The organism is Nonomuraea jabiensis (assembly GCF_014204795.1).
GTDB lineage: Bacteria > Actinomycetota > Actinomycetes > Streptosporangiales > Streptosporangiaceae > Nonomuraea > Nonomuraea jabiensis.
The window spans coordinates 7,913,563-7,933,517 of sequence record NZ_JACHMB010000001.1 but is presented as its reverse complement, the minus strand read 5'-3'; the positions used below and the strand labels follow the sequence as shown (position 1 = coordinate 7,933,517).

The following is a 19,955-nucleotide window of genomic DNA, read 5'->3' as shown; positions in this document are numbered from 1 at the left end:
TTCGCCCGCCATCGTCCGCCGCCCGGCCCTAGACGCCGAGCAGATCGGTGAGGTCGTCGGCGTGCTCCTCTTCCTCTTCGAGGATCGCCTCCATGAGCCGCCGCGTCGTCGGATCGCCCTCGCCCAGCCAGCGGATGATCTCCTGGTAGGTGGAGATGACGATCCGCTCGGCCCAGAGGTTCGCCTCCAGCAGCCCTCGCAGGTCGGTGTCGGCGGGGACCTGGTAGTCGGTGTGGGAGCGTTGCACGAGGCTGGCGGGGTCGAAGTCCGGCTCCCCGCCGAGCTGGCTCACGCGTTCGGCGGCGCGCAGCGCGTGCTGCAGCTCCTCCTGGGCGTGCTCGGTGAACTCCGCCGACACCTGCGCCCGGTCGATGCCCTTGGCCGAGATGGCGTGCCTGGTGTACCTGAGCCAGCACACCACCTCGGTCGCGATGACGTCGTTGAGGATGTTGATGACCTTCTGCGGGTCGTGTCCGAAGGTGCCGGTGATCGGACCTTCGTCCATCTTCTGCCGCACCTGGTCACGGATCCTGGTGACGTCCAGCACGAAGTCGTCGGTGTGGCTCATGTCTGTCCTGTCCTTCCCCCGGAAAGGAGCTCCCCCAGGTCAAAGGTAACTTTGCGGGACGTCGCAGGCGGGCTGCGACACCCGGGACAGCCGCGTCGAAACCCGGTTGACGGGCGCGGGATCATGGCGTTGATGGACGAACGGCGCTTGATACGCGTTTCCAAATACCTGGCCAGGCACCTGCGGCACGACCCGGGGCGCATCGGCCTCACGCTGGACCCGGGCGGTTGGGTGCCGGTGGACACGCTGCTGCGGGCGGCGGCCGCGCACGGGTTCCCGATCACCGCCGCCGAGCTGTGGAAGGTCGTCGAGGCCAACGACAAGCGGCGCTACGCGATCGAGGACGGCCGGATCCGGGCGAGCCAGGGGCACACGGTGCCGGTGGATCTCGGCCTGCCCGCCGTGGAGCCGCCCGAGGTGCTCTACCACGGCACCGTGGGCCGGTTCCTGGCGGCGATCAAGGAGGAGGGGCTGCGGCCCATGAACCGCCACCACGTGCACCTGTCGCCCGACCGGGAGACGGCGACGCGGGTGGGGGCCCGGCGGGGCGTGCCCGTGGTGCTGGTGGTCGCGGCCGGGGCGATGCACGCCAGCGGGCACGAGTTCCGGGTCAGCGCCAACGGGGTGTGGCTGGCCGGCCACGTGCCGCCCGGCTACCTGCGCTTCCCCTCCTGACGGCGGGCGCGCAGGGTGTCGCGGGCGGCCATCAGCGCGAAGCCGAGCAGGTTGGCGCCCCGCCACGCGGCCGGTGACGCGGCCCGCTCGTCCGAGGCCGCCAGCCCGATGCCCCACACCCGGTCCACCGGGCTCGCCTCCACCAGGACCCGGCCCGACGTGCCGAGCAGGAACTCCGCCAGGTCGTCGTGCGCCCCGAACTTGGCGAGGTTGCCGCGCACCACGATGCCGAAGCGGTGGGCGTCCCACGTGGGCTCGTCGAAGCCCCGCACGGTCCGGCCCAGCGCCTTGGCCTCGCCCGGGTGGCCGGCCTGGAGGATCTTGTCCGCGCTCTCCCCGTCGCCGAACAGCCACGCCTTGTGCGCCATCATGTAGTGCTCGGCCGAGGCGTACGTGTGTCCGTCCTCCGTGAAGGTGACCGGCCACCACTGGCTGAGGCAGCCCGGCCCGACGCCGCCGTCCCGGGCGGGCTGATGGCCCCAGAAGTACAGATATTTGACGCGCCGGCCGGACCGCTCGGCGGCGACGGCCTCGTCCACGGTCATGGGAAGTTGGTCGGACATGTCGCCATACCTTACGCTCGCGAGCCCGCTCTCATGAGGCGGCCGGCGATCTCGCGCAGCACCGGCGCCAGCTCGGGCGGGTCGAGCACGTCGAAGTCGAAGCCCTTGGCCGCGACGTGGATCGCCAGCTCCTCCAGCGAGTTGGAGCCGGCCTGGAACAGGCACGTGCGCGCGTCCACCGCAGCCAGCCGCCCGGCCCCGGGCGAGGTACGCGGGGCGACCGCCTCCAGGGGCGCGTGAAAGAGGATGCGCGCCTGGTAGCGGTAGGGCGCGGAGGTGATGGCGCGCGAGACGTACGCGGCCGCGTCCTCCTCGGGCACCGCCCGCGGCGCGAACCGGGCCCCCGGCTCCCCCAGCGGCCCCTCGATGCGGTCCACCCGGAACGTCCGCCAGTCCTCCTTGGCCACGTCCCACGCCAGCAAGTACCAGCGGCGCGGCGTGTGCACGAGCCGGTGCGGCTCCACCTCGCGCGCCGTGACGCCGTCCCGCCCCCGGTAGCGCAGCCGCAGCCGCCGGTGGTCGCGGCAGGCGGCGGCGAGCCCGGCCAGCACGTCGGCGTTCACCTCCGGGCCGGCCGCGCCCGCCAGCGGCACCGTCGCCGCCTGGAACGCGCTCACCCGGTGCCGCAGCCGCGCCGGCAGCACCTGGTGGAGCTTGGCCAGCGCCCGCAGCGCGACCTCCTCCAGCCCGGCGACGCTGCCGGTCGCGGCGGTACGCAGGCTGATCGCCACGGCCACCGCCTCCTCGTCGTCCAGCAGCAGCGGCGGCAGCGCGGCGCCCACGCCGAGCCGGTAACCGCCGGCCACGCCGGGGGTGGCGTCCACGGGATAGCCGAGCTCGCGCAGCCGCTCGATGTCGCGCCGCACGGTGCGCAGCCCGACCTCCAGCCGTTCGGCCAGCTCGGCGCCGCTCCAGTCCATGCGCGACTGGAGCAGGGACAGCAGGCGGAGCAGGCGCGCCGAGGTCTCCAACATGGGAGTGATTCTGCCGGACATCGGTGCCAGAACCTGTCACCAATCCCTTCTACTGTCGCCGACATGACGAACAACGGCATCTCCCCCTATCGCATCGACATCCCGCAGGCCGACCTCGACGACCTGCGCGAGCGCCTGCGGCGTACGCGCTGGGCGCCCGAGCTGCCCGGCACCGGCTGGGAGCGCGGCGTGCCCACCGGCTACCTGCGCGACCTGGCCGAGTACTGGGCCGACGGCTTCGACTGGCGCGCCCAGGAGGCGGCGCTGAACGCGTACCCGCAGTTCACGACCACCATCGACGGCGCGGACGTGCACTTCCTGCACGTCCGCTCCGCCGAGCAGGACGCCACCCCGCTGCTGCTCCTGCACGGCTGGCCGGGCTCGGTCGTCGAGTTCCTGGACGTCATCGGCCCGCTCACCGACCCGGTGGCGCACGGCGGCGCCGCCGACGACGCCTTCCACCTGGTCATCCCGTCACTGCCCGGCTACGGCTTCTCCGGCCCGCTGCCCGGCACCGGCTGGACGGACGGCCGCACGGCGGCCGCGCTCGTGGAGCTGATGTCCCGGATCGGGTACGAGCGGTACGGCGTCCAGGGCGGCGACGTGAGCGCGTTCATCGCTCCCCTGATGGGCCGGGCCGCGCCGGACCACGTCATCGGCGTGCACGTCAACGGGCTGCTCACCTTCCCCGACCCGGCCGTGACGGGCTCGCTGACGGAGGCCGAGCAGGCGCGGCTGGCCGGGATGCGGGAGTGGCAGGACAAGCTCGGGGCGTACATGCAGCTGCACGGCACCCGGCCGCAGACCATCGCCGCCGCGCTGCACGACTCGCCCGCCGGGCAGCTCGCCTGGATCGTGGAGAAGTTCAAGGACTGGACGGATCCCGCGGCCAAGCTGCCCGAGGACGCCGTGGACCGGGACCGGATCCTCACCGACGTCAGCATCTACTGGTTCACGGCGACGGCGGGGTCGACGGCGCACACGTACTACGAGCGGTTCAACGACTTCAGCGCGTGGGCGCCCAAGGAGCGGGGCACGGTGCCCACCGCGGCGGCCGTCTTCCCGACGGACTTCTCGGTGCGTCCGCTGGCCGATCGGGTGCACAACGTGGTGCGCTGGACGGAGTTCGGCCGCGGTGGCCACTTCGCGGCCCTGGAGACGCCGGACCTGCTGGTGACGGACCTGCGCGAGTTCTTCCGCGGGCTCCGCTAGGGCAGCTCGGCGAAGCGCTCGACCTGCTCGGTCCGGCCGGAGACGAGGACGACGTCACCGTAGGACAGCTCGGTCTCGGCGGTGGCGTAGGTGAACTCCTCGCCCGGCGCCTTGACCGCCACGATGGTGACGCCGTACTTGCGGCGCAGGTTGGAGCGGCCGAGGGGGACGCCGACGTATTCCTTGGGCGGGGTGGTCTTGGCCAGCGCGAAGTCCTCGTCCACCTGCATGTAGTCGAGCATGCGCCCGCTCACCAGGTGGGCCACCCGCTCGCCCATGTCGTGCTCGGGGAAGACGACGTGATGGGCGCCGATGCGGCTCAGGATCCGGCCGTGCTGGGTGCTGATCGCCTTGGCCCAGATGTCGTTGATCTCCAGCTCGACCAGCAGCGACGTGGTGAGGATGCTGGCCTCGATGTCGCTGCCGACGCCCACCACCGCCTGGTAGAAGTCGGGCACGCCGAGCTGGCGCAGCGCCTCCATGTCGGTGGCGTCCGCGGTCGCGATCTGCGTGATCCGCCCGGCCAGGCTCTGCGTGACCTTGGGCCGGTTGTCGATGGCCAGGACCTCGGTGCCGCGCCGGGTCAGCTCCAGCGCCAGCGACGTGCCGAACCGGCCGAGGCCGATGATCACGACGGGGTTGTTGTCAGCCAACGATGACTCGCTCCTCGGGTAGCTCGTAATGTCGGGAACGCTGGTTGAGCGCCAGCGCGGAGCCCATGGTGAGCGGGCCGAGCCTGCCGATGAACATCAGCACCGTCAGCAGCAGGTGACCGGCCACGCCCAGGCTCGGGGTGATGCCGGTGCTCAGCCCCGCCGTGCCGAACGCCGCGACCACCTCGAACAGCACCTGGTCCAGGCCGTGCGGGGTGAGGGCGAGCAGCACGTACGTGGACACGGCGACCAGCGTGACGCCCAGCACCGTGATCGTGACGGCCTGGCGCTGCGTGGCCTCGGGGAGCCGGCGATGGCCGATGTTGACCCGGCTCTCGCCGCGCACCTCGGCCCAGACGACGAACGCCAGCAGCCCGAACGTGGTCACCTTGAGCCCGCCCGCCGTGCCCGCGCTGCCGCCGCCGATGAACATCAGCACGTCGGTGGCCAGCCAGCTCGACGGGTACATCTGGGAGATGTCCAGGGTGTTGAACCCGGCCGAGCGCGGCATGACCGCGGTGAAGAACGCGGCCAGCAGCTTGCCGGGGTCGTCGAGCGCGCCCAGCGTGCGGGGGTTGCGCCACTCGGTCACCAGGAAGACCAGGGTGCCCAGCACCAGCAGGGTGACGCTCACGCCCACGGTGACCCTGGTCAGCACGCTCCACTTGCGCGGGCGGCGCCAGGAGCGGGCCAGCTCGAACACCACGGGGAAGCCGAGCCCGCCGACGATGACCGCGACCGCGATGGTCAGGCAGATCCACGGGTCGGCGACGAACCGCATGAGGTTGTCCGGCCAGAGCGCGAATCCGGCGTTGTTGAAGGCCGTGACCGCGTGGAAGGCGCCCAGGTAGGCGGCCCGGCCCAACGACTCGCCATATCCGACGACGAACCGGGCGGTGAGCACGACGGCGGCGACGACCTCGCACCCGAGGCTGAACAGGACCACCTTGCGCACGACGCGGCGCACGTCGCTCATGCTCAGCGTCTTGGTCTCCGCCTGCGCCGCGATCCTGGCCCGCAGCCCGAGCCGGCCGGAGACGAGCAGGGTGAACAGGGTGGCCATCGTCATGATCCCCAGCCCGCCCACCTGCACGAGCACCGCGATCACCACCTCCCCGAACACCGACCAGTGCGACTCGGTGTCCACGATCACCAGCCCGGTGACGCAGACGGCCGAGGTGGCGGTGAACAGGGCCACGACCCAGTCGGCGGGCGCGCGGTCGGTGGTGGCGATCGGCAGGGACAGCAGCACGGTGCCGATCGCGATGGCCAGCCCGAAGCCGGCGGCCACGACCTGCGCGGGGTGCCGGAAACGGGTCAAGAACGACGGCATCATGCTCATCACCTGGCCCCGCCACACAGGTCACGCATCCAGAGCGCCTCCCCCGTCGAACCCCAGCCGACATCCGAGCCGACCAGACTTCCCGGCGCACCGCGCACTACCGTAACAGGCCCGGGTGGCGCCGGCGCACTTACGCGTCCTTGACGCGAACCCCACGCGCCCTTGACGGCCCGGCGGAGGCGGGGGCGACGTAGGGTGGGCGCCGGAGGCCACTGATGCGCGCATGCGATCTCGCCGTCGACTTCCCGACGGTCACCCTGGACACCCCGGCGCTGGAAGCCGCGAAGCTCCTGGCGGAGCAGGACCTGCCGGGGCTCATCCTCGTCGACCCCGACGGGCGCCCCCTCAGCATCCTGCCCGGCACCCAGGTGCTGCGGCTGGCGGTGCCCGCTTACTGCCAGGACGACCCGGCGCTGGCCCGGGTGGTGGACGAGGCCCACGCCGACCTGTTCCTGCGGCGGCTCGGGGGCAGGACCGTGCGGGAGTTCCTGCCCGAGCAGCCGAAGGAGCTGCCGGTGGCCGACATGAAGGCGACCGTGCTGGAGCTGGCGGCGTTGATGGCGCGCACGCGCAGCCCGCTGGTCGCCGTGGTCGACGGGGGCCGGCTGGTGGGGGCGGTCACGCTGCAGTCGCTGCTGGACCACGTGCTGGAGCTGTGACCCGGGCGGCGTCGTAGGGTGGTCGCATGGCCAAGAGCGCGGCACGACAGCCCGTACCCGCCCGGCGCGCGGACGCCGAGCGCAACATCGCCGCGATCCTCGAGGCCGGCACCAGGTTGCTCAGCGCCGACCCCACGGCCAGCGTGGCCGACATCGCCAAGGCCGCCGGGGTGGGCAGGGTGACGCTCTACGGCCACTTCCCGTCGCGCGAGGCGCTCGTGGACGCGGTGCTCGACCACGCGGTCGAGGTGGCGGACGCGGTGCTGGCGGACGACTCGCTCGACACGGTCCCCGCGCCCGAGGCCATGGCGCGGCTGCTGCGCTCGTCGTGGGAGGTGCTCGACCGGCACCGCCGGCTGTTCCTGGCCGCCGACCGGGTGCTGGCCACGGAGCGGATCAGGGAGCACCACGAGCGGCCGCTGCGGCGGGTGGAGCGGCTCATCGTGCGCGGGCAGCGCGCGGGCGAGTTCCGTACGGACCTGCCGCCGGGCTGGCTGGTGACGACCTTCTTCTCGATCATCCACAGCGCCGCGCAGGAGCGCGAGGCGGGGCGGCTCGCGCCCGAGGAGGTCGAGCAGGTGCTGACCAAGACGATGCTCTCGCTGCTCGCCCGGCCGTAGTCCCACCCCTCCCCCGACGGCGGGCTCTCGCGGCCCTCAGTATGCCCTACCCGAGTATGGTTCATGCGTGCTAACTTGAACATCAGTGTTCAAGTTAAGGAGGGTATCGGATGAGCCTGGAAACGGCTCCCGCCGGGCGGCGTACCGGCGGGTGGGGTGTGCTGGTGCTGCTGTGCCTGGCCCAGTTCATGCTGATCGTGGACATCACCGTCGTGCAGGTGGCCCTGCCGACCATCGGCGCGGACCTCGCGCTCGACCGCGAGTCCCTCACGTGGGTCGTGACCACGTACACGCTCTGCTTCGGGGGGCTGATGGTGCTCGGCGGGCGGCTCGCGGACGCGCTGGGCGCCCGCCGCACGCTGATGGCGGGCCTGGGGCTGTTCACGGCGGCCTCGCTGCTGTGCGGGCTGGCCGGCAGCGGCGCCGCGCTCATCGCCGGGCGGGCGCTGCAGGGGGTCGGCGCCTCGCTGCTCTCCCCCGCCGCGCTGGCCGTGATCACCACCACCTTCACGGGCGAGCGGCGCGGCCGGGCGCTCGGCGTCTGGGCGGCCATCGGCGGCACCGGTGCGGCCCTGGGCGTGCTGGTCGGCGGCGTGCTGACCGCCGGGCCGGGATGGGCGTGGGTGTTCTTCGTCAACGTCCCGATCGGGCTGGTGGTGCTGGCGGCCGTGCCCGCCCTGGTGCCGCCCGCGCCCGGGCGGGGCGAGCGGGTCGACGTGCCCGGCGCGCTGGTGGTCACGCTGGCGACGGCGCTGCTGATCTACGGGCTGGTGACGGCGGGCGACGCCGGCTGGGGCGCGGCGGGCACGGTGCTGCCGCTGGCCGGGTCGGTGCTGCTGTACGTCCTGTTCGTGGTGGTCGAGCGGTCGGTACGGTCACCGCTGATGCGCGCCGAGACCCTGGCCAGGCGGCCGGTGATCTCGGGGACGTTCGTCATGCTGGTGGCGACGGGGCTGATGCTGGGGCTGTTCTTCCTCAGCTCGCTCTACCTCCAGCACGTGCTGAAGTTCAGCGCGCTGGAGACGGGCCTGCTCTTCCTGCCCGTGGCGATCGCGATCACGGTCGGGGCGCAGCTCGGCGGGCATCTCATTGGCAGGCTCGGCGGGCGGCCGGTGGCGGTGGCGTCCTTCGTGCTGACCGCGGCGGGGGCGGCGCTGATGACGCGCATCTCACCGGACGCGAGCGCGTACACCACGCTGCTGCCCGGCTTCGTGCTGGCGGCGCTGGGCATCGGGCCGGCGTTCGTGACGGCCACCACGACGACCATGGCGAACATCCCGCCCGGCGAGAACGGCGTGGCGTCCGGCGTCATCAACACCTTCCACGAGCTCGGCGGCTCGATCGGCGTGGCCGCCGTCTCGACGGTCGCCGCGGCGAGCCTCGCGCCCGGCTCGGCGGGAGGCGTCGGAGGTTTCGTCGCGGGACTCACGCTGTGCGCCGTCGTCGCGGTGGTCGCGGCGGCCGTCTCGCTGGGGCTGGTGCCGCCGGGCCGACCGGCCCCGGCGTTCGTCGGCCACGGCCACGGCCACTGATAGGAGCAGAGCCCCTTTCATCCGAGGAAAACCCGGGATATCGCCAACGACTCCGGCGCACTATTCTTCATTGATGGTCATCTTAAGCCGGGCGAGAGCGGTGAAGGCATAGATGCCGCGACTGAGGCTGGCGCACCAGCAACTGCCCGGCGTGACCGTGATCGCCGTGATCGGTGAGATGGACGCCGCCAACCGCGCCCAGCTCGAGGCGTACATCGCGGAGGTCCAGCCGGCGCCCCCGGGGAGGCTGGTGTTCGACCTGTCGGAGGTGCCGTTCATGGACAGCTCGGGTCTGCACGTGCTGCTGACCTGCGCCACCAACTGCCTCAAGGACGGCGGCGCGGTCCACCTGGCCGCCGTCCAGCGCATGCCCGCCCGGCTCTTCGAGCTGACCGGCGTCATGGTCCACGTGCCCGTGCACGACACGGTGGAGAGCGCCATCACCGCCGCCCTGGCCTCCTAGGAACGCTCCACCCGGGCACGCTGCGGCCGCCACTCGCGGACGTTCCCGCCCGCCCAGCGGCCGAGCAGCTCGGCGTCGTGGCTGATGGCCAGCACCCCCGCCCCCGTACGTTCCCGGTACGCCTCGATCCGGGCGACCAGGTGCGCCTGGGTCGAGGCGTCGAGCATGGTGGTCATCTCGTCGCAGATCAGGTAACGCGGTTCGAGGGCCAGCGCCCGGGCCACGCAGGCCCGCTGGAGCTGGCCGTCCGACACCTCGTGCGGCCGCCGCCCGTACAGCTCGGGCGTCAGCCCCAGCTCCTCGGCCAGCCGGTGCGCCCGCTCCAGGGGGAGCCGCGCGGCGCGCAGCGGCTCGGTGATCACGTCCAGCAGCGTGAAGCGGGGGTCGACGGCGAGCCGGGGCTGCTGGAAGACCAGGCCGATCGAGGTGCGCCGCGGTGCCCGGTGCCGCCACCTCGTCACCGACTCGCCGTCGAGGGTGACGGTGCCCGCCGACGGGCGCAGCAGCAGGGCCAGTACGCGGGCCAGGGTCGACTTGCCGCACCCGCTGGGCCCGGCCAGCCCGAGGACCTCGCCGGGCCGTACGGACAGCGACACCCCGTCGAGCACGCGGCGACGGCCGAACGTGACCGTGATCCCGATGGCGTCAAGCATGATGGCAGGCCACCCCGTTCGCGTCGATGGCGGGCAGGACCGAGCACGCGGCCGTGGACAGCGCGCAGCGGGGCCGGAAGGCGCAGCCGTCCGGGAGCCGGGTGAGCTCGGGCGGCAGGCCCGGGATCGGGACGAACCGCCGCGACGGCAGCGCGTCCAGCAACCCCCGCGCGTACGGGTGCCGCGGCCCGGCGAAGAACGCGCCCGCCTCCGACCGCTCCACGACGCGGCTGGCGTACATGACCGCGATGTCGTCGGCCACCCGCTCGGCGGCGCGCAGGTCGTGCGTGATGACCAGCACCGCGCGGCCCTCGTCGCACAGGCGGCGCAGCTCCGCCATGGTCGCGTCCACGAGGGGCCGGTCCAGGCCGGTGGTGGGTTCGTCGGCCAGGATCAGCGGCGGGTCGCCGGCCAGGGCGAGGGCGTTGGCGACGCGCTGCGCCATGCCGCCCGAGAGCTGGTGCGGGTAGCGGTCGAGGTGCTCCGGGCGCAGGCCCGCGCGCTCGGCGAGCGCGTCGGGGGTCTCGGCGCGGCCGAGCTCGCGCAGGGTCTCGGCGAGCTGGGCGCGGGCCGTGCGCACCGGGGTGAGGTGGGCGGCCGGGCTCTGCGGGACGAGGCCGATCAGGCGCCCGCGCACCCGCCGGGCGAGCGTCTTCTCGGACGCGGCCACCAGGTCCAGCGGGTCCTGCCCCGGCACGTCGAGCCAGGCGTGGCCCGTGACGGCGGCGTTGCCGGGGAGCAGGCCGAGCAGGGCGTGCGCCATCACGGACTTGCCGCACCCGGACTCGCCGACCAGCGCCAGGCAGCGGCCCGCGCCCAGCTCGAAGCGGGCGTCCGTGACGGCCCGCACGATCGCGCCGGGGATGCGGAAGCGTACCGACAGCCCGTCCACCCTTAGCCTCACAGGGCCAGCTCCGATCTCCAGCGCGGGTTCGCGCGGTCGCGTACGTACTGGGCCAGCCCCGACACCGCCAGCGTGGGCAGCAGGATCAGCAGCCCGGGGAAGAGGCTGGACCACCAGTCGCCCGCCAGCAGCGACCGCTGACCGTCGTTGATCATGTTGCCGAGTGAGGCCAGGTGGGCGGGCAGGCCCAGCCCGAGGAAGCTGAGCGCCGTCTCGTGCCAGATCGCGTGCGGGATCATCAGCACGGCCGCCAGCAGCAGCTGCGGCGCCAGGTTCGGCAGGAAGTGCCGCACCACGATCCGCAGCCGGCTCGACCCGCCGGAGATCGCCGCGTCCACGAACGGCCGGCCGCGCAGCGAGAGCACCTCGGAGCGCACGATCCGGGCGGCGGTCGTCCAGTGGGTGACGGCGACGGACACCACCACCGCGGTGGCGCTCGGCGCGGACAGCGCCACGACGAAGATGCCGAACAGCAGGTGCGGCAGCGAGTTGAAGCCGTCCACGACCCGCATCAGCACCCGGTCCGCGAGCCCGCCGGCGGCGCCCGCCACGAGCCCGACCAGCCCGCCGACGGTCACGCTGACCGCCGCGGCCACCAGCCCCACCAGGAGCGAGACGCGCAGACCGTAGATCGAGCGGATCAGCACGTCCCTGCCGACCTCATCGGTCCCGAACGGATGAGCCCAGGTGGGCGGCAGCCCCGCGGCCCGCAGGTCCACCAGCTGCTGGTCCAGCCGTACGGCCAGCGGCACCAGCACCGCGGCCAGGACCAGCACGGCGAGCGTCGTCGCCGACAGGCGGTTGCGCGTCATCAGCTCACCCCGAGCACGCGTACGCGCGGGTCGGCCAGCGTGTACGCCAGGTCGGCCAGCAGGTTCCCGGCCACCACGGCGACCGTGGCCAGCAGCGTGAGCGCCGCCAGCAGCGGGAAGTCCACCGCCAGCGCCGCCTTGATCGTGGTGCCCGCCACCCCCGGCCAGGAGAACACCGCCTCCACCAGGATCGCCCCCGTCACCAGCTCGGGCACCCGCGCCCCCATGATCGTGACGAACGGCAGCAGCGCCGACCGCAGCGCGTGCCGCAGCAGCACGGTGCGCCCCCGCAGCCCGCGCGCCCTGGCCCCGGTCACGAAGTCCTCCCGCAGCACGCCGATGACCGACTCCCGCACGAACAGCAGCAGCCACGACGACTGCGAGAACGCCAGCACCGCCACCGGCAGCACCAGGTGCCGCAGCAGGTCGGGCAGCGTCACCGCGGCGGAGGCGGCGTCGGTGAGCCCGCCCGCGGGCAGCCATCCCAGCGTCACGGAGAACACCCAGATCGCCAGCAGGCCCACCCAGAAGACCGGGGCCGCCTCGTTGGTGTACGCCGTCCCGGTGACGAGCCGGTCCAGCCACGAGTCGCGTCGCCAGGCGGCCAGCGTGCCCACGGCGAGCCCGGCCGCCAGCATCAGGACGAGCGCGCAGCCGACGACGAGCAGCGTCCAGCCCAGCCGCTCGCCGATCACCTGGGCGACCGGCAGCCGCAGCGACCTGGACTCGCCCAGGTCGCCGCTGAGCAGGTTGCCGAGCCAGGTGGCGTACTGCTCGGCGAGGGGCCGGTCCAGGCCCCAGTTCGCCCTGATCTCGGCCATGATCTGCGGGCTGGTGACCATCGCCCGCTCGCCCAGGTACTGCCGTACGGGGTCGAAGGGGGACGCCTTGGCCAGCGCGAACATGCCGAACGTCACCGCCAGCAGCAGCGGCACGGCGAACGCCAGCCGCCACGCCACGATCCTGACCCAGGTCACGAGGCGGGCTTCCAGCTCACGACCGTGCCGAGCAGGCCGCCGGTGGCGTGCTCGTGCGCCTCGACGCCCGGGGTGAGGCCGGTCCAGTCCCCGCGTACGACGTAGGTGTGCCTGAGGTAGACCAGGTACAGCCAGACGGCGTCGTCGCTGATGCGCCGCTGCACCTCGTCGTAGGCCTTCTTGCGGGCGGCCCGGTCGGAGGTGCCGCGGCCCGCGTCGAGCAGCCGGTCGACGTCGGGGTTCCGGTAGCGGCCGGGGTTGAAGTAGCCCTGGCCGGCGAAGGACGAGTGGAACAGCTCGTAGTTGGTGTAGTCGGGGTCGTACGGGCTGCCCCAGCCCATGATGAGCGCGTCCTTCGACATGCGCCGGTCGATGGCGTCCCAGTCGAGCCCGGCCAGGCGCACGTCGATGCCGATCTGCTTGGCGTCGGAGGCGACGGCCAGCGCGAGCTCCTTGCGCAGCGAGTCGCCCGCCGGGTACATGAGCGTGAAGCGGGCGGGCGTGCCGCCCTTGGCCCTCATGCCGTCCGCGCCGGCCTTCCAGCCGGCCTCCTCCAGCGTCGCCGCCGCCTTGACCCGGTCGGGGGCGGCGGAGCCGTTCACGGCGGGGTTGTGCCAGTCGGTGCCGGGCGCGATCGGCCCGAACGCGGGGCTGCCCGAGCCCGCCAGGATCGCGGACACCATGGCGGCGCGGTCCACGGCCAGGCCGAGCGCCTTGCGGATGGCCAGGTCGCCGGTCACGGGCTGGTCGAGGGGGAACATCACGCCCCGGTAGTCGGCGGTCGGCACCTCGTGCACCGTCATGCCGCGCTGGCCCCTGAACCGGGCGACCGCCTTGGGCGGCAGCTCGGTGGCGGTGAACTCGCCCGCGGCCATCCTGGTCGCCCGCGCGTTGTCGTCCGAGGTGTACGCGAGCACCAGCTTCTTGATCGCCGGCGCCGCGCCCCAGTAGCGCTCGTTGGCCCTGAGCGTGATCTTGTCGCCCTTGGTCCAGGACACGAACGCGTACGGTCCGGTGCCGGCGGGCGTGCCGGACACGTCGGATCCGGCGGGGACGATGCCGAGCGTGGCCCGCTGCAGGATGGGCGCGTACGGGTACCTGAGGCGGAAGACGACCGTCCGCGGGTCGGGGGCCTCCACCTTCTCGACGGCGGCGTAGTCGCCCCGGATCGGCGAGTTGTTGGCGGCCTTCAGCACCTGCTCATAGGTGTACGCCACGTCGGCGCTGGTCAGCGCCTTGCCGTCATGGAACGTGACCCCCTGGCGCAACGTGAAGGTGACCTGCTCGCCCTCCACCTCGGGCAGGGACTCGGCCAGCGCGGGCTGCAGTCTCAGGTCGGGCGTGCGCCGCACCAGGCCGTCGAACATCAACGCCCCGCCGTCGGGCGCGTAACCGAGGACGGGATTGAGCGAGTCGGGCTCGGACCCCAGCCCGAGTACGACCGTGTCCTGGGCGGGCTGCGAGGGGACCGAACATCCCGCTAACCAAAGGACAATTGCCGCAAACAGTGCCAATCTCCGCCTCATGCAGGCGACCTTAGAGCGAAAGACTAGCTGTTGCAAGAACATTGCAATAGTGTGATCAGCCGGTCGGGTCGATGCCGCGGAGCATCATCCCCTGGCCCCGTGAGCGGTGGACGTCGTCGGCGGGCTGGTCCTCGGGGTCGCGGTACTGGATGAGCAGGGTCGTACGCGGCTCGTCCGCCCGGTTGACCCCGGACCCGTGCACGGTGAGATAGCTCAGGAACAGCACGTCGCCGGCCTCCGCCTCGACCGGGACCGCGGCCTCCAGCGGCCACTCCCGGAGCGGCAGGTGCCACCCGCCCTCCTCCAGGTGCGGCAGCGGCCCGTACCGGTGGCTGCCCGGCACCACGCGCACGCACCCCTTCTCCTCGGGTGCCGCGTCGAAGTGGAAGATCGCCGCGCCCACCGTGTGGCGGGTGTGCGGGAAGTGCGCGGCGTCCTGGTGCATGGGGAACGGCGAGCCCTTCTCGGCGGGCTTGACGAAGATCTTGGTGTGGTGGAGCTGCACGTTCTCCGAGCCCATCAGGGCCGCCGCCACGTCGGTGAAGCGCGGATCCACCATGAGCCGGGCGAAGGCGGCCGAGTGGAACTGCGCGTCGTGGCAGTGCCGCAGCTCGGTCCCCGGCCCGCCGATCTCCCGCGCGCTCCCCCACGTGGGGTCCGTCGGGCGCAGCCGTCCGAGCACCGCGTGACACTCCTGCCGGTACGCCCGCGCCTCCGCCGCGCCGAGCAGCCCTTTGACCAGCAGGTAGCCGTTGTCCTGGTAGAACCGCACCATCGCCGAATCGGTCATCGCACTCTCCCGCGCGTCCGCCCGTACCGTCCCTCCGAGTGATTCCCACTCCCGCGGGTGCGCTCGCAGCCGTCGCCGCGGGTGCGGGAGACTGGTGGGGTGACCACCGAGAACGCCGATCGCCCCGGTCCGCCCGTGACCAGCCCCTCGATCGTCCTGCTCACGCTGGCGCGCCGGATCGAGACCGAGCTGGCCGCCGCCCTGGCCCCGCTCGACCTCACGGTCAGCCGGCTGGGCCTGCTGGGTCACATCGCCGGCGTGCCCGGGGTGTCGTTCAGCGAGCTGGCGCGGATGTCGGGGACGACCGTCCAGAGCGTGCACACGGCGGTGAAGGCGCTGGTCGCGGCGGGGCTGGTGCGCGACAGCACGGCCCGCGCCGGGTCGGCGTCGACGATCGAGCCGACGCCCGAGGGCGCGCGCCTGCTCGAGGCCGCCACCGGCGTGGTGTCCCGGGTGGACGACCTGCTGTTCGGGCCGGAGGCGGACCCGATCCAGCGCCAGATCGCCGACGCCGTCCACGCCGCCTTCGCGGGGGTCAGGCCGGCACGCGGGAGCGACGCCAGGCGTACGAGCTGACCGCGATGCCCGCCACCGTGACCGCGGCGGCCACGACGTAGAGGGAGCTCAGCCCGAGCCCGCCGTCGATGACGCGGCCCCCGAGCCAGGCGGCGAAGGCGGCGGCCAGCTGGTAGGCGGAGGCGTTGACCGCCATGGCCAGGGTGGGCGCCGCCGAGGCGGTGGCCAGGACGCGCGCCTGCATGCCGGGGATGACTGCGAACCCCGCCGCGCCCAGCACGAACACCATGACCGCCGTCACCGCCATGCTGCCGCTGCCCGCCCACATGAGGACGAGCACCGCCGCGAGCACGCCCAGCAGCCCGAGCTGCGCGGCCCTCGGCGCCCGGTCCGACAGCCGGCCGCCGAGGAAGTTGCCCAGGGCCGCGCCCACCCCGTACACCAGCAGCAGGGCCGCCACCGCAGCGCCGGCGAAGCCGGTGACGTCCGTGACCAGGGGCGCGAAGAAGGTGAACACCATGAGCAGCCCCGCGTTGCCCACGGCCGTGACCGCGATGGCGAGCAGCACGTCCCGGTCGCGCAGGACGCGCAGCTCGCTCACGGCCGAGCCGCCGCCGGACGGCTCGCGCACGTCCGGCACCAGCCGCGCGACCAGCGCGAACCCGGCCGCGCAGCACGCCGCGACCGCCAGGAACGTGGCCCGCCAGCCGTGGGCGTTGCCGATGAACGTGCCGATCGGCGCGCCCAGGATCATCGACAGGTTCATGCCGAAGACCAGCTTGGAGACGGTGGACGCCTGCTTGCCCGGCGCGGCGCCGGACACCGCGATGACGATCGCGTTGGCGAAGAACGTGGAGGTCACCAGCGACGTGACGACCCGGGCCGCGAAGAGCACGCCGTACGCGGGGGCGAGCGCGGAGGCCAGGTTCCCGGCGATCGTGATCCCGAGCAGCACCAGGATGAGCGGCTTGCGCGGGAAGCGGGCGGTGAGGGCCGTCAGCACGGGCCCGCCGACGATCATCCCGATGGCGTACGCCGTCACCAGCAGCCCGGCGGCCGGGATCGAGACGGCCAGGTCGGTGGCGATGCCGGGCAGGATGCCGGCGATGACGAACTCGCCGGTCGTGATCCCGAACACACACCACATCAACGACGGCACACTGAGCCTCATCGGCTTTCACTCTCTTTCTTTACAGATCAGTACAGAACTAGGGCGGCAAAAAGGCCGCGGCTCCATGAACCGCGGCCAGGCCCGTTACAGGGCGGCGACGGCCCCTTCGACGACGTCGAGGAGGGCGTCCCGGTCGTCGGTGACCTTGGCGAGCACGCGCAGGCCGTAGTAGGCGCTCTGGAACGCCCGCGCCACCTGCCGCGGCGGCCGGTCCGCCGACAGCTCGCCCGTGCTCTGGCCGATCTCGACCAGCCGCTGGAGCGCCTGCTCCAGGTCGGTGAACTGCCGCCGCACCAGCCCCGCGACCGCCTCGGTGCGCCCACTGGACTCGGTGGCGGCGTTGAGCGCCAGGCAACCGCGCCGGCCCGGGTCCGCCATGTCGGCGTCGATCACGCCGAGCATGAGGTCCCTGAGCCGCGCACGCACCGACCCGGGCTCGGCCAGCATCGCCAGCTGCGCCTCGGCCCTGGTCTCGGCGTATCGGCGGATCGCCTCCTCGTAGAGACGGTGCTTGCTGCCGAAGGCGTTGTAGAGGCTGCCGCGGCCGAGCCCGGTGCGCTCGCACAGGTCCTGGGTCGAGGTCGCCTCGTACCCCTTCTCCCAGAAGACCTCCATCGCGGCGTCGACGACCGCCCGATCACTGAACTCCCGTGGCCTGCCCATGGAGAGGAGGCTAGCGGATTTTGTACAGAACAGTAAAGAACCGTCCGGGCTAGGGCGTGGTGGCGCAGTACTCGCCGCTCAGGCCGCCGGCGCGCATGCAGACCCGGTCCCCGCTGACCAGCACCAGGGCGGGCCGGAAGTCGCCTTCGAGCGCGGTGCCCGCGGTGAACGTCGTGAGGGAGCCGGGGGTGAGGGCGCCGTTGACGGTGAAGGTGAAGGCGGCCGTGGCCGGCGCGGGCTCGATCGTGAACCAGTAGTAGTGGTCACCGGGCACCCCGCGGATCTCCTGGCAGACGGCGCCCTCCGGTGGGCAGGTGACGCTCGCCTGAGCCGGGGACGCTCCCCCGAACGAGAGGATCCCGGCGGCCACGGACACGGCGAGGGCACGGAGCATATTTCGTCACCTTTTCTTCCTCAGGAAACCCGGACCCTCATCATGCGATCGATCTTCGAAGCTTTCCAGCCGGCCTCCCGGGCTACACGGGGTCGATCCGCTGGCAGAGGCCGTAGACGAACCGGGCACGGTAGGTGGCGCGGCCGTGGCCGAAGTCGAGCGCCCAATGGTGCGGAGCCTGGCCCTCCTGGTGGACGGCGCCGGGGAAGCTCGCGGCGACGTCGGCGACCACGCAGCTCCAGGGCTCCAGCTCGGCGAAGGGCAGCGCCCTGGGGTCCCCGGGGCGGACGAACCACTGGTTCCACGTCTCGCCGCCGGGCCCGTACAGGACCTCGAACTCCAGGCCGGGCCAGGACGGCAGGGCCCAGCGGGACACGCCGCAGGTGAGGCTGCCCACGGCGGTGGTGCCCTCGTAGGCGGGGCGGCCGAGCAGCGGCCGGAGCGTCTTCGGCGCCCTCGGCGAGTGGAGTATCCTGGTCCACTGGGCGTGCGCGGCCCGCAGCTCCGCCCTGGTCGCGCCCATGTCCCGGAGCGCGTCCTCCACCCGCGCGGGGTTGAGATCGCGCATCCGGTGCATCAGGGACAGCTCGAACTGCCGCACACCGAATCGCACACCCCCCGTTCTACCTGCTCCCGGCGCCGCACGAGGCATCGCGCGGCCCCGCGCTGATCGACCAGTCCAGGGCCGTTCTTGACCGGACACGAGGACTCCGGCGCCGCCCGGGCCTGCCGCGCGGCGACATGCTGGTGCCCCCAACGGACCCCCCGACGGACCCCCGAGGAAAGGCGAGGCTCTTGTCCGAGGAAGACATCCTGCGGCTCGTACGCCAGTGCTGCGCCGAGATCTACGTCGTCGACCCCGCGGCCGTCACCCCGCAGACGACGTTCGAGGACGATCTCGAGTCCGACAGCATGAGCGTGCTCGAACTGCGGGCGGCGCTGGGCGGTCACGGGCTGGACATCGACCCGTCCGACTTCACGACGGAGATGACGGTCGGGGACGTCGCCCGGCTGGCGCACCGTTCGTACCTCGCGCGGCACACGGCCGGTTAGCCCGGCCATGCGAGCTGCTGGGACCGTACCGCCGGCAGGGCCGGACCGGCTCTTTCTCGGCGAGGTCGGCTCGGCCGGCGACCACCGGCTGCACATCGCCTTCGCGGCGCGGATGCCCGGCCCCGCGCCCGACTCCGGCGAGCTGCGGCGGCTGGTCGCCGAGTCGGCCGCGCGGGCGCCGGTCCTGACCTACCGGCCGGCCCGCGGGGGGTGGGAGCCGGATCCCGCCTTCGACCCCGCCTGCCACGTCGTGGAGTACCAGGTGGCGCCGGGCCGGGACGTGGGCGCGGCCGTGGTGGACGCCGTCAGGGACAACCGGCTGCTGCCGGAGCACCCGCTGTGGAGCCTGATGGTCGTGCACGGGTACGCCGCGGACGAGCACGTCCTGTGCTACCGCGCGCACCACGCCTTCCAGGACGGCGTGGGGGTGGCCCGGATCGCGACGCGGGCCGTGCTGCTGGGCAGGACCGTCCCGGCGCCCGATCCGGACGTGGCGGGGCGGGCGCCGGCCATGGCATGGATGCGGCTGCTCGCCACGGCGGCCCGGCTGGCGGCCCCGTCGGCGCGGCTCCGACCGCCCCCGGGCGGGACCGGCAGGGCGCGGACGTTCTTCCTCCGCCTCGACCGCGCCGCCTTCCGCGAGATCGCCGCCGCGACCGGCGCCAGCGTCCCGCAGGTCGGGCTGGCCGTGCTGGCCGGCGCGCTGCGGGCCTGGAACCCGGCACACTGGCGCAAGGCGGGCCGCCGGGGCACGACCGTCTGCTTCCCGCTCAACCTGAACGGCCGGCTGCGCGACGGCGGCCTGGGCAACGGCGCGACCATCATGCCGGTCGTCCTGCCCTGCGCCGAACCCGTGGCGCGCGAGCGGCTGCGCGCGGTCATGGAGCAGACGAGTTTCGAGCGGATGGCCGTCTACCGGCGCGACCGCTATCCCGTCAACGCCCCCGCGGTAGTGTTCCGGCTGCTCAGGTGGCTCGCGCCGAAGGCGTTCCCGGGCCGGATGACGGTGAGCGCCATCGGGATGAGCCTGCCCCTGGACGGCTGCTTCGCCGTCCCGCCCGCGTACGACACCGGCGGAGCGGCCGTGTCGATGCTCTACAGCGACACGGCCGTCGTCGTCTCCTGCGTCCTGTCCGCCGCGCTCGCGCACGGCGACCGGCTCCCGGGCCTGGTGGAGGAGGCCCTTGAGGAGCTGCGGCGGGAGGTCACGCGCTGATCCGCCCAGTGATCCGATG

General features: G+C 73.0%; 24 protein-coding genes. 9 read left to right on the top strand and 15 right to left on the bottom strand.

The window, feature by feature from the left end:
• Positions 1-28: 28 nt before the first annotated feature.
• Positions 29-568 carry a DUF892 family protein gene (locus HD596_RS36260; RefSeq protein WP_185074004.1) on the bottom strand — a complete coding sequence of 180 codons (540 nt, stop codon included), beginning with the start codon at positions 566-568 and terminating at the stop codon, positions 29-31.
• Between the two features lie 132 nt (positions 569-700).
• Between HD596_RS36260 and HD596_RS36255 the strand changes: the two genes are divergently transcribed.
• A complete protein-coding gene (locus HD596_RS36255; protein WP_185074003.1) occupies positions 701-1,243 on the top strand; it encodes an RNA 2'-phosphotransferase in 543 nt (180 codons plus the stop codon).
• Here HD596_RS36255 and ybiA read toward each other — a convergent pair.
• Complete coding sequence (gene ybiA, locus HD596_RS36250) at positions 1,222-1,806, bottom strand: riboflavin biosynthesis intermediates N-glycosidase (RefSeq protein WP_185074002.1); 585 nt, start codon at positions 1,804-1,806, stop codon at positions 1,222-1,224. The two genes, HD596_RS36255 and ybiA, sit on opposite strands and share 22 nt — an antisense overlap.
• A gap of 11 nt (positions 1,807-1,817) precedes the next feature.
• Positions 1,818-2,780: a helix-turn-helix transcriptional regulator gene (locus HD596_RS36245; RefSeq protein ID WP_185074001.1), complete on the bottom strand. Its 963-nt coding sequence runs from the start codon at positions 2,778-2,780 to the stop codon at positions 1,818-1,820.
• Between the two features lie 63 nt (positions 2,781-2,843).
• On the opposite strand from HD596_RS36245, the gene HD596_RS36240 reads away from it, so the two are divergent.
• Positions 2,844-3,992: an epoxide hydrolase family protein gene (locus tag HD596_RS36240; protein ID WP_185074000.1), complete on the top strand. Its 1,149-nt coding sequence runs from the start codon at positions 2,844-2,846 to the stop codon at positions 3,990-3,992.
• On the opposite strand, the gene HD596_RS36235 is transcribed toward HD596_RS36240, so the two are convergent.
• Entirely contained in the window at positions 3,989-4,645 is a 657-nt protein-coding gene (locus HD596_RS36235; protein WP_185073999.1) for a potassium channel family protein, read from the bottom strand. The two genes, HD596_RS36240 and HD596_RS36235, sit on opposite strands and share 4 nt — an antisense overlap.
• Positions 4,638-5,981, bottom strand: coding sequence for a TrkH family potassium uptake protein (locus tag HD596_RS36230; protein WP_313045706.1), 1,344 nt, complete (start codon positions 5,979-5,981; stop codon positions 4,638-4,640). Before HD596_RS36230 ends, HD596_RS36235 begins: the two co-directional genes overlap by 8 nt.
• A 221-nt stretch (positions 5,982-6,202) precedes the next feature.
• Here HD596_RS36230 and HD596_RS36225 point away from each other — a divergent pair, with 221 nt between their 5' ends.
• From HD596_RS36225 to HD596_RS36210, 4 genes are all read left to right on the top strand, one after another.
• On the top strand, positions 6,203-6,646 hold the full coding sequence (locus HD596_RS36225) for a CBS domain-containing protein (protein WP_185073997.1): 444 nt from the start codon (positions 6,203-6,205) through the stop codon (positions 6,644-6,646).
• 26 nt (positions 6,647-6,672) lie between these two features.
• Positions 6,673-7,266 (top strand): TetR/AcrR family transcriptional regulator, encoded by a 594-nt coding sequence (locus HD596_RS36220; RefSeq protein WP_185073996.1) that lies wholly within the window; start codon positions 6,673-6,675, stop codon positions 7,264-7,266.
• A 110-nt stretch (positions 7,267-7,376) separates the two neighbouring features.
• Positions 7,377-8,798 (top strand): MFS transporter, encoded by a 1,422-nt coding sequence (locus HD596_RS36215; RefSeq protein WP_185073995.1) that lies wholly within the window; start codon positions 7,377-7,379, stop codon positions 8,796-8,798.
• Positions 8,799-8,910: 112 nt separating this feature from the next.
• The gene (locus HD596_RS36210; RefSeq protein WP_185073994.1) at positions 8,911-9,261 is read left to right on the top strand and encodes an STAS domain-containing protein; all 351 of its coding nucleotides are present in this window, start codon (positions 8,911-8,913) and stop codon (positions 9,259-9,261) included.
• Here the strand turns inward: HD596_RS36210 and HD596_RS36205 are convergent.
• The 6 genes from HD596_RS36205 to HD596_RS36185 are packed head-to-tail and all read right to left on the bottom strand — an operon-like array spanning position 9,258 to position 14,923.
• Entirely contained in the window at positions 9,258-9,914 is a 657-nt protein-coding gene (locus tag HD596_RS36205) for an ABC transporter ATP-binding protein (RefSeq protein ID WP_185073993.1), read from the bottom strand. The two genes, HD596_RS36210 and HD596_RS36205, sit on opposite strands and share 4 nt — an antisense overlap.
• Positions 9,907-10,818 (bottom strand): ABC transporter ATP-binding protein, encoded by a 912-nt coding sequence (locus HD596_RS36200; protein WP_313045701.1) that lies wholly within the window; start codon positions 10,816-10,818, stop codon positions 9,907-9,909. The genes HD596_RS36205 and HD596_RS36200 overlap by 8 nt, the downstream gene beginning before the upstream one ends.
• Complete coding sequence (locus HD596_RS60605; RefSeq protein ID WP_221519672.1) at positions 10,815-11,630, bottom strand: ABC transporter permease; 816 nt, start codon at positions 11,628-11,630, stop codon at positions 10,815-10,817. Before HD596_RS60605 ends, HD596_RS36200 begins: the two co-directional genes overlap by 4 nt.
• The gene (locus HD596_RS36195; protein WP_313045699.1) at positions 11,630-12,607 is read right to left on the bottom strand and encodes an ABC transporter permease; all 978 of its coding nucleotides are present in this window, start codon (positions 12,605-12,607) and stop codon (positions 11,630-11,632) included. Before HD596_RS36195 ends, HD596_RS60605 begins: the two co-directional genes overlap by 1 nt.
• A complete protein-coding gene (locus HD596_RS36190) occupies positions 12,604-14,133 on the bottom strand; it encodes an ABC transporter substrate-binding protein (protein WP_185073992.1) in 1,530 nt (509 codons plus the stop codon). Before HD596_RS36190 ends, HD596_RS36195 begins: the two co-directional genes overlap by 4 nt.
• Before the next feature lie 55 nt (positions 14,134-14,188).
• Entirely contained in the window at positions 14,189-14,923 is a 735-nt protein-coding gene (locus HD596_RS36185; protein WP_185073991.1) for a phytanoyl-CoA dioxygenase family protein, read from the bottom strand.
• A 99-nt stretch (positions 14,924-15,022) separates the two neighbouring features.
• On the opposite strand from HD596_RS36185, the gene HD596_RS36180 reads away from it, so the two are divergent.
• Positions 15,023-15,499: a MarR family winged helix-turn-helix transcriptional regulator gene (locus HD596_RS36180; protein ID WP_185073990.1), complete on the top strand. Its 477-nt coding sequence runs from the start codon at positions 15,023-15,025 to the stop codon at positions 15,497-15,499.
• Here the strand turns inward: HD596_RS36180 and HD596_RS36175 are convergent.
• From HD596_RS36175 to HD596_RS36160, 4 genes are all read right to left on the bottom strand, one after another.
• Complete coding sequence (locus tag HD596_RS36175; protein ID WP_185073989.1) at positions 15,459-16,610, bottom strand: MFS transporter; 1,152 nt, start codon at positions 16,608-16,610, stop codon at positions 15,459-15,461. The genes HD596_RS36180 and HD596_RS36175 overlap by 41 nt on opposite strands.
• Before the next feature lie 84 nt (positions 16,611-16,694).
• On the bottom strand, positions 16,695-17,273 hold the full coding sequence (locus tag HD596_RS36170) for a TetR/AcrR family transcriptional regulator (RefSeq protein ID WP_185073988.1): 579 nt from the start codon (positions 17,271-17,273) through the stop codon (positions 16,695-16,697).
• 49 nt (positions 17,274-17,322) lie between these two features.
• On the bottom strand, positions 17,323-17,667 hold the full coding sequence (locus HD596_RS36165; RefSeq protein ID WP_185073987.1) for a hypothetical protein: 345 nt from the start codon (positions 17,665-17,667) through the stop codon (positions 17,323-17,325).
• 82 nt (positions 17,668-17,749) lie between these two features.
• Positions 17,750-18,280, bottom strand: coding sequence for a hypothetical protein (locus HD596_RS36160; RefSeq protein WP_185073986.1), 531 nt, complete (start codon positions 18,278-18,280; stop codon positions 17,750-17,752).
• A gap of 182 nt (positions 18,281-18,462) precedes the next feature.
• Here HD596_RS36160 and HD596_RS36155 point away from each other — a divergent pair, with 182 nt between their 5' ends.
• Together HD596_RS36155 and HD596_RS36150 are read left to right on the top strand one after the other, a co-directional pair.
• Positions 18,463-18,720, top strand: a complete 258-nt coding sequence (locus HD596_RS36155; protein WP_185073985.1) for an acyl carrier protein — start codon at positions 18,463-18,465, stop codon at positions 18,718-18,720.
• A gap of 7 nt (positions 18,721-18,727) precedes the next feature.
• Complete coding sequence (locus tag HD596_RS36150; protein ID WP_185073984.1) at positions 18,728-19,936, top strand: wax ester/triacylglycerol synthase domain-containing protein; 1,209 nt, start codon at positions 18,728-18,730, stop codon at positions 19,934-19,936.
• Positions 19,937-19,955 lie beyond the last annotated feature (19 nt).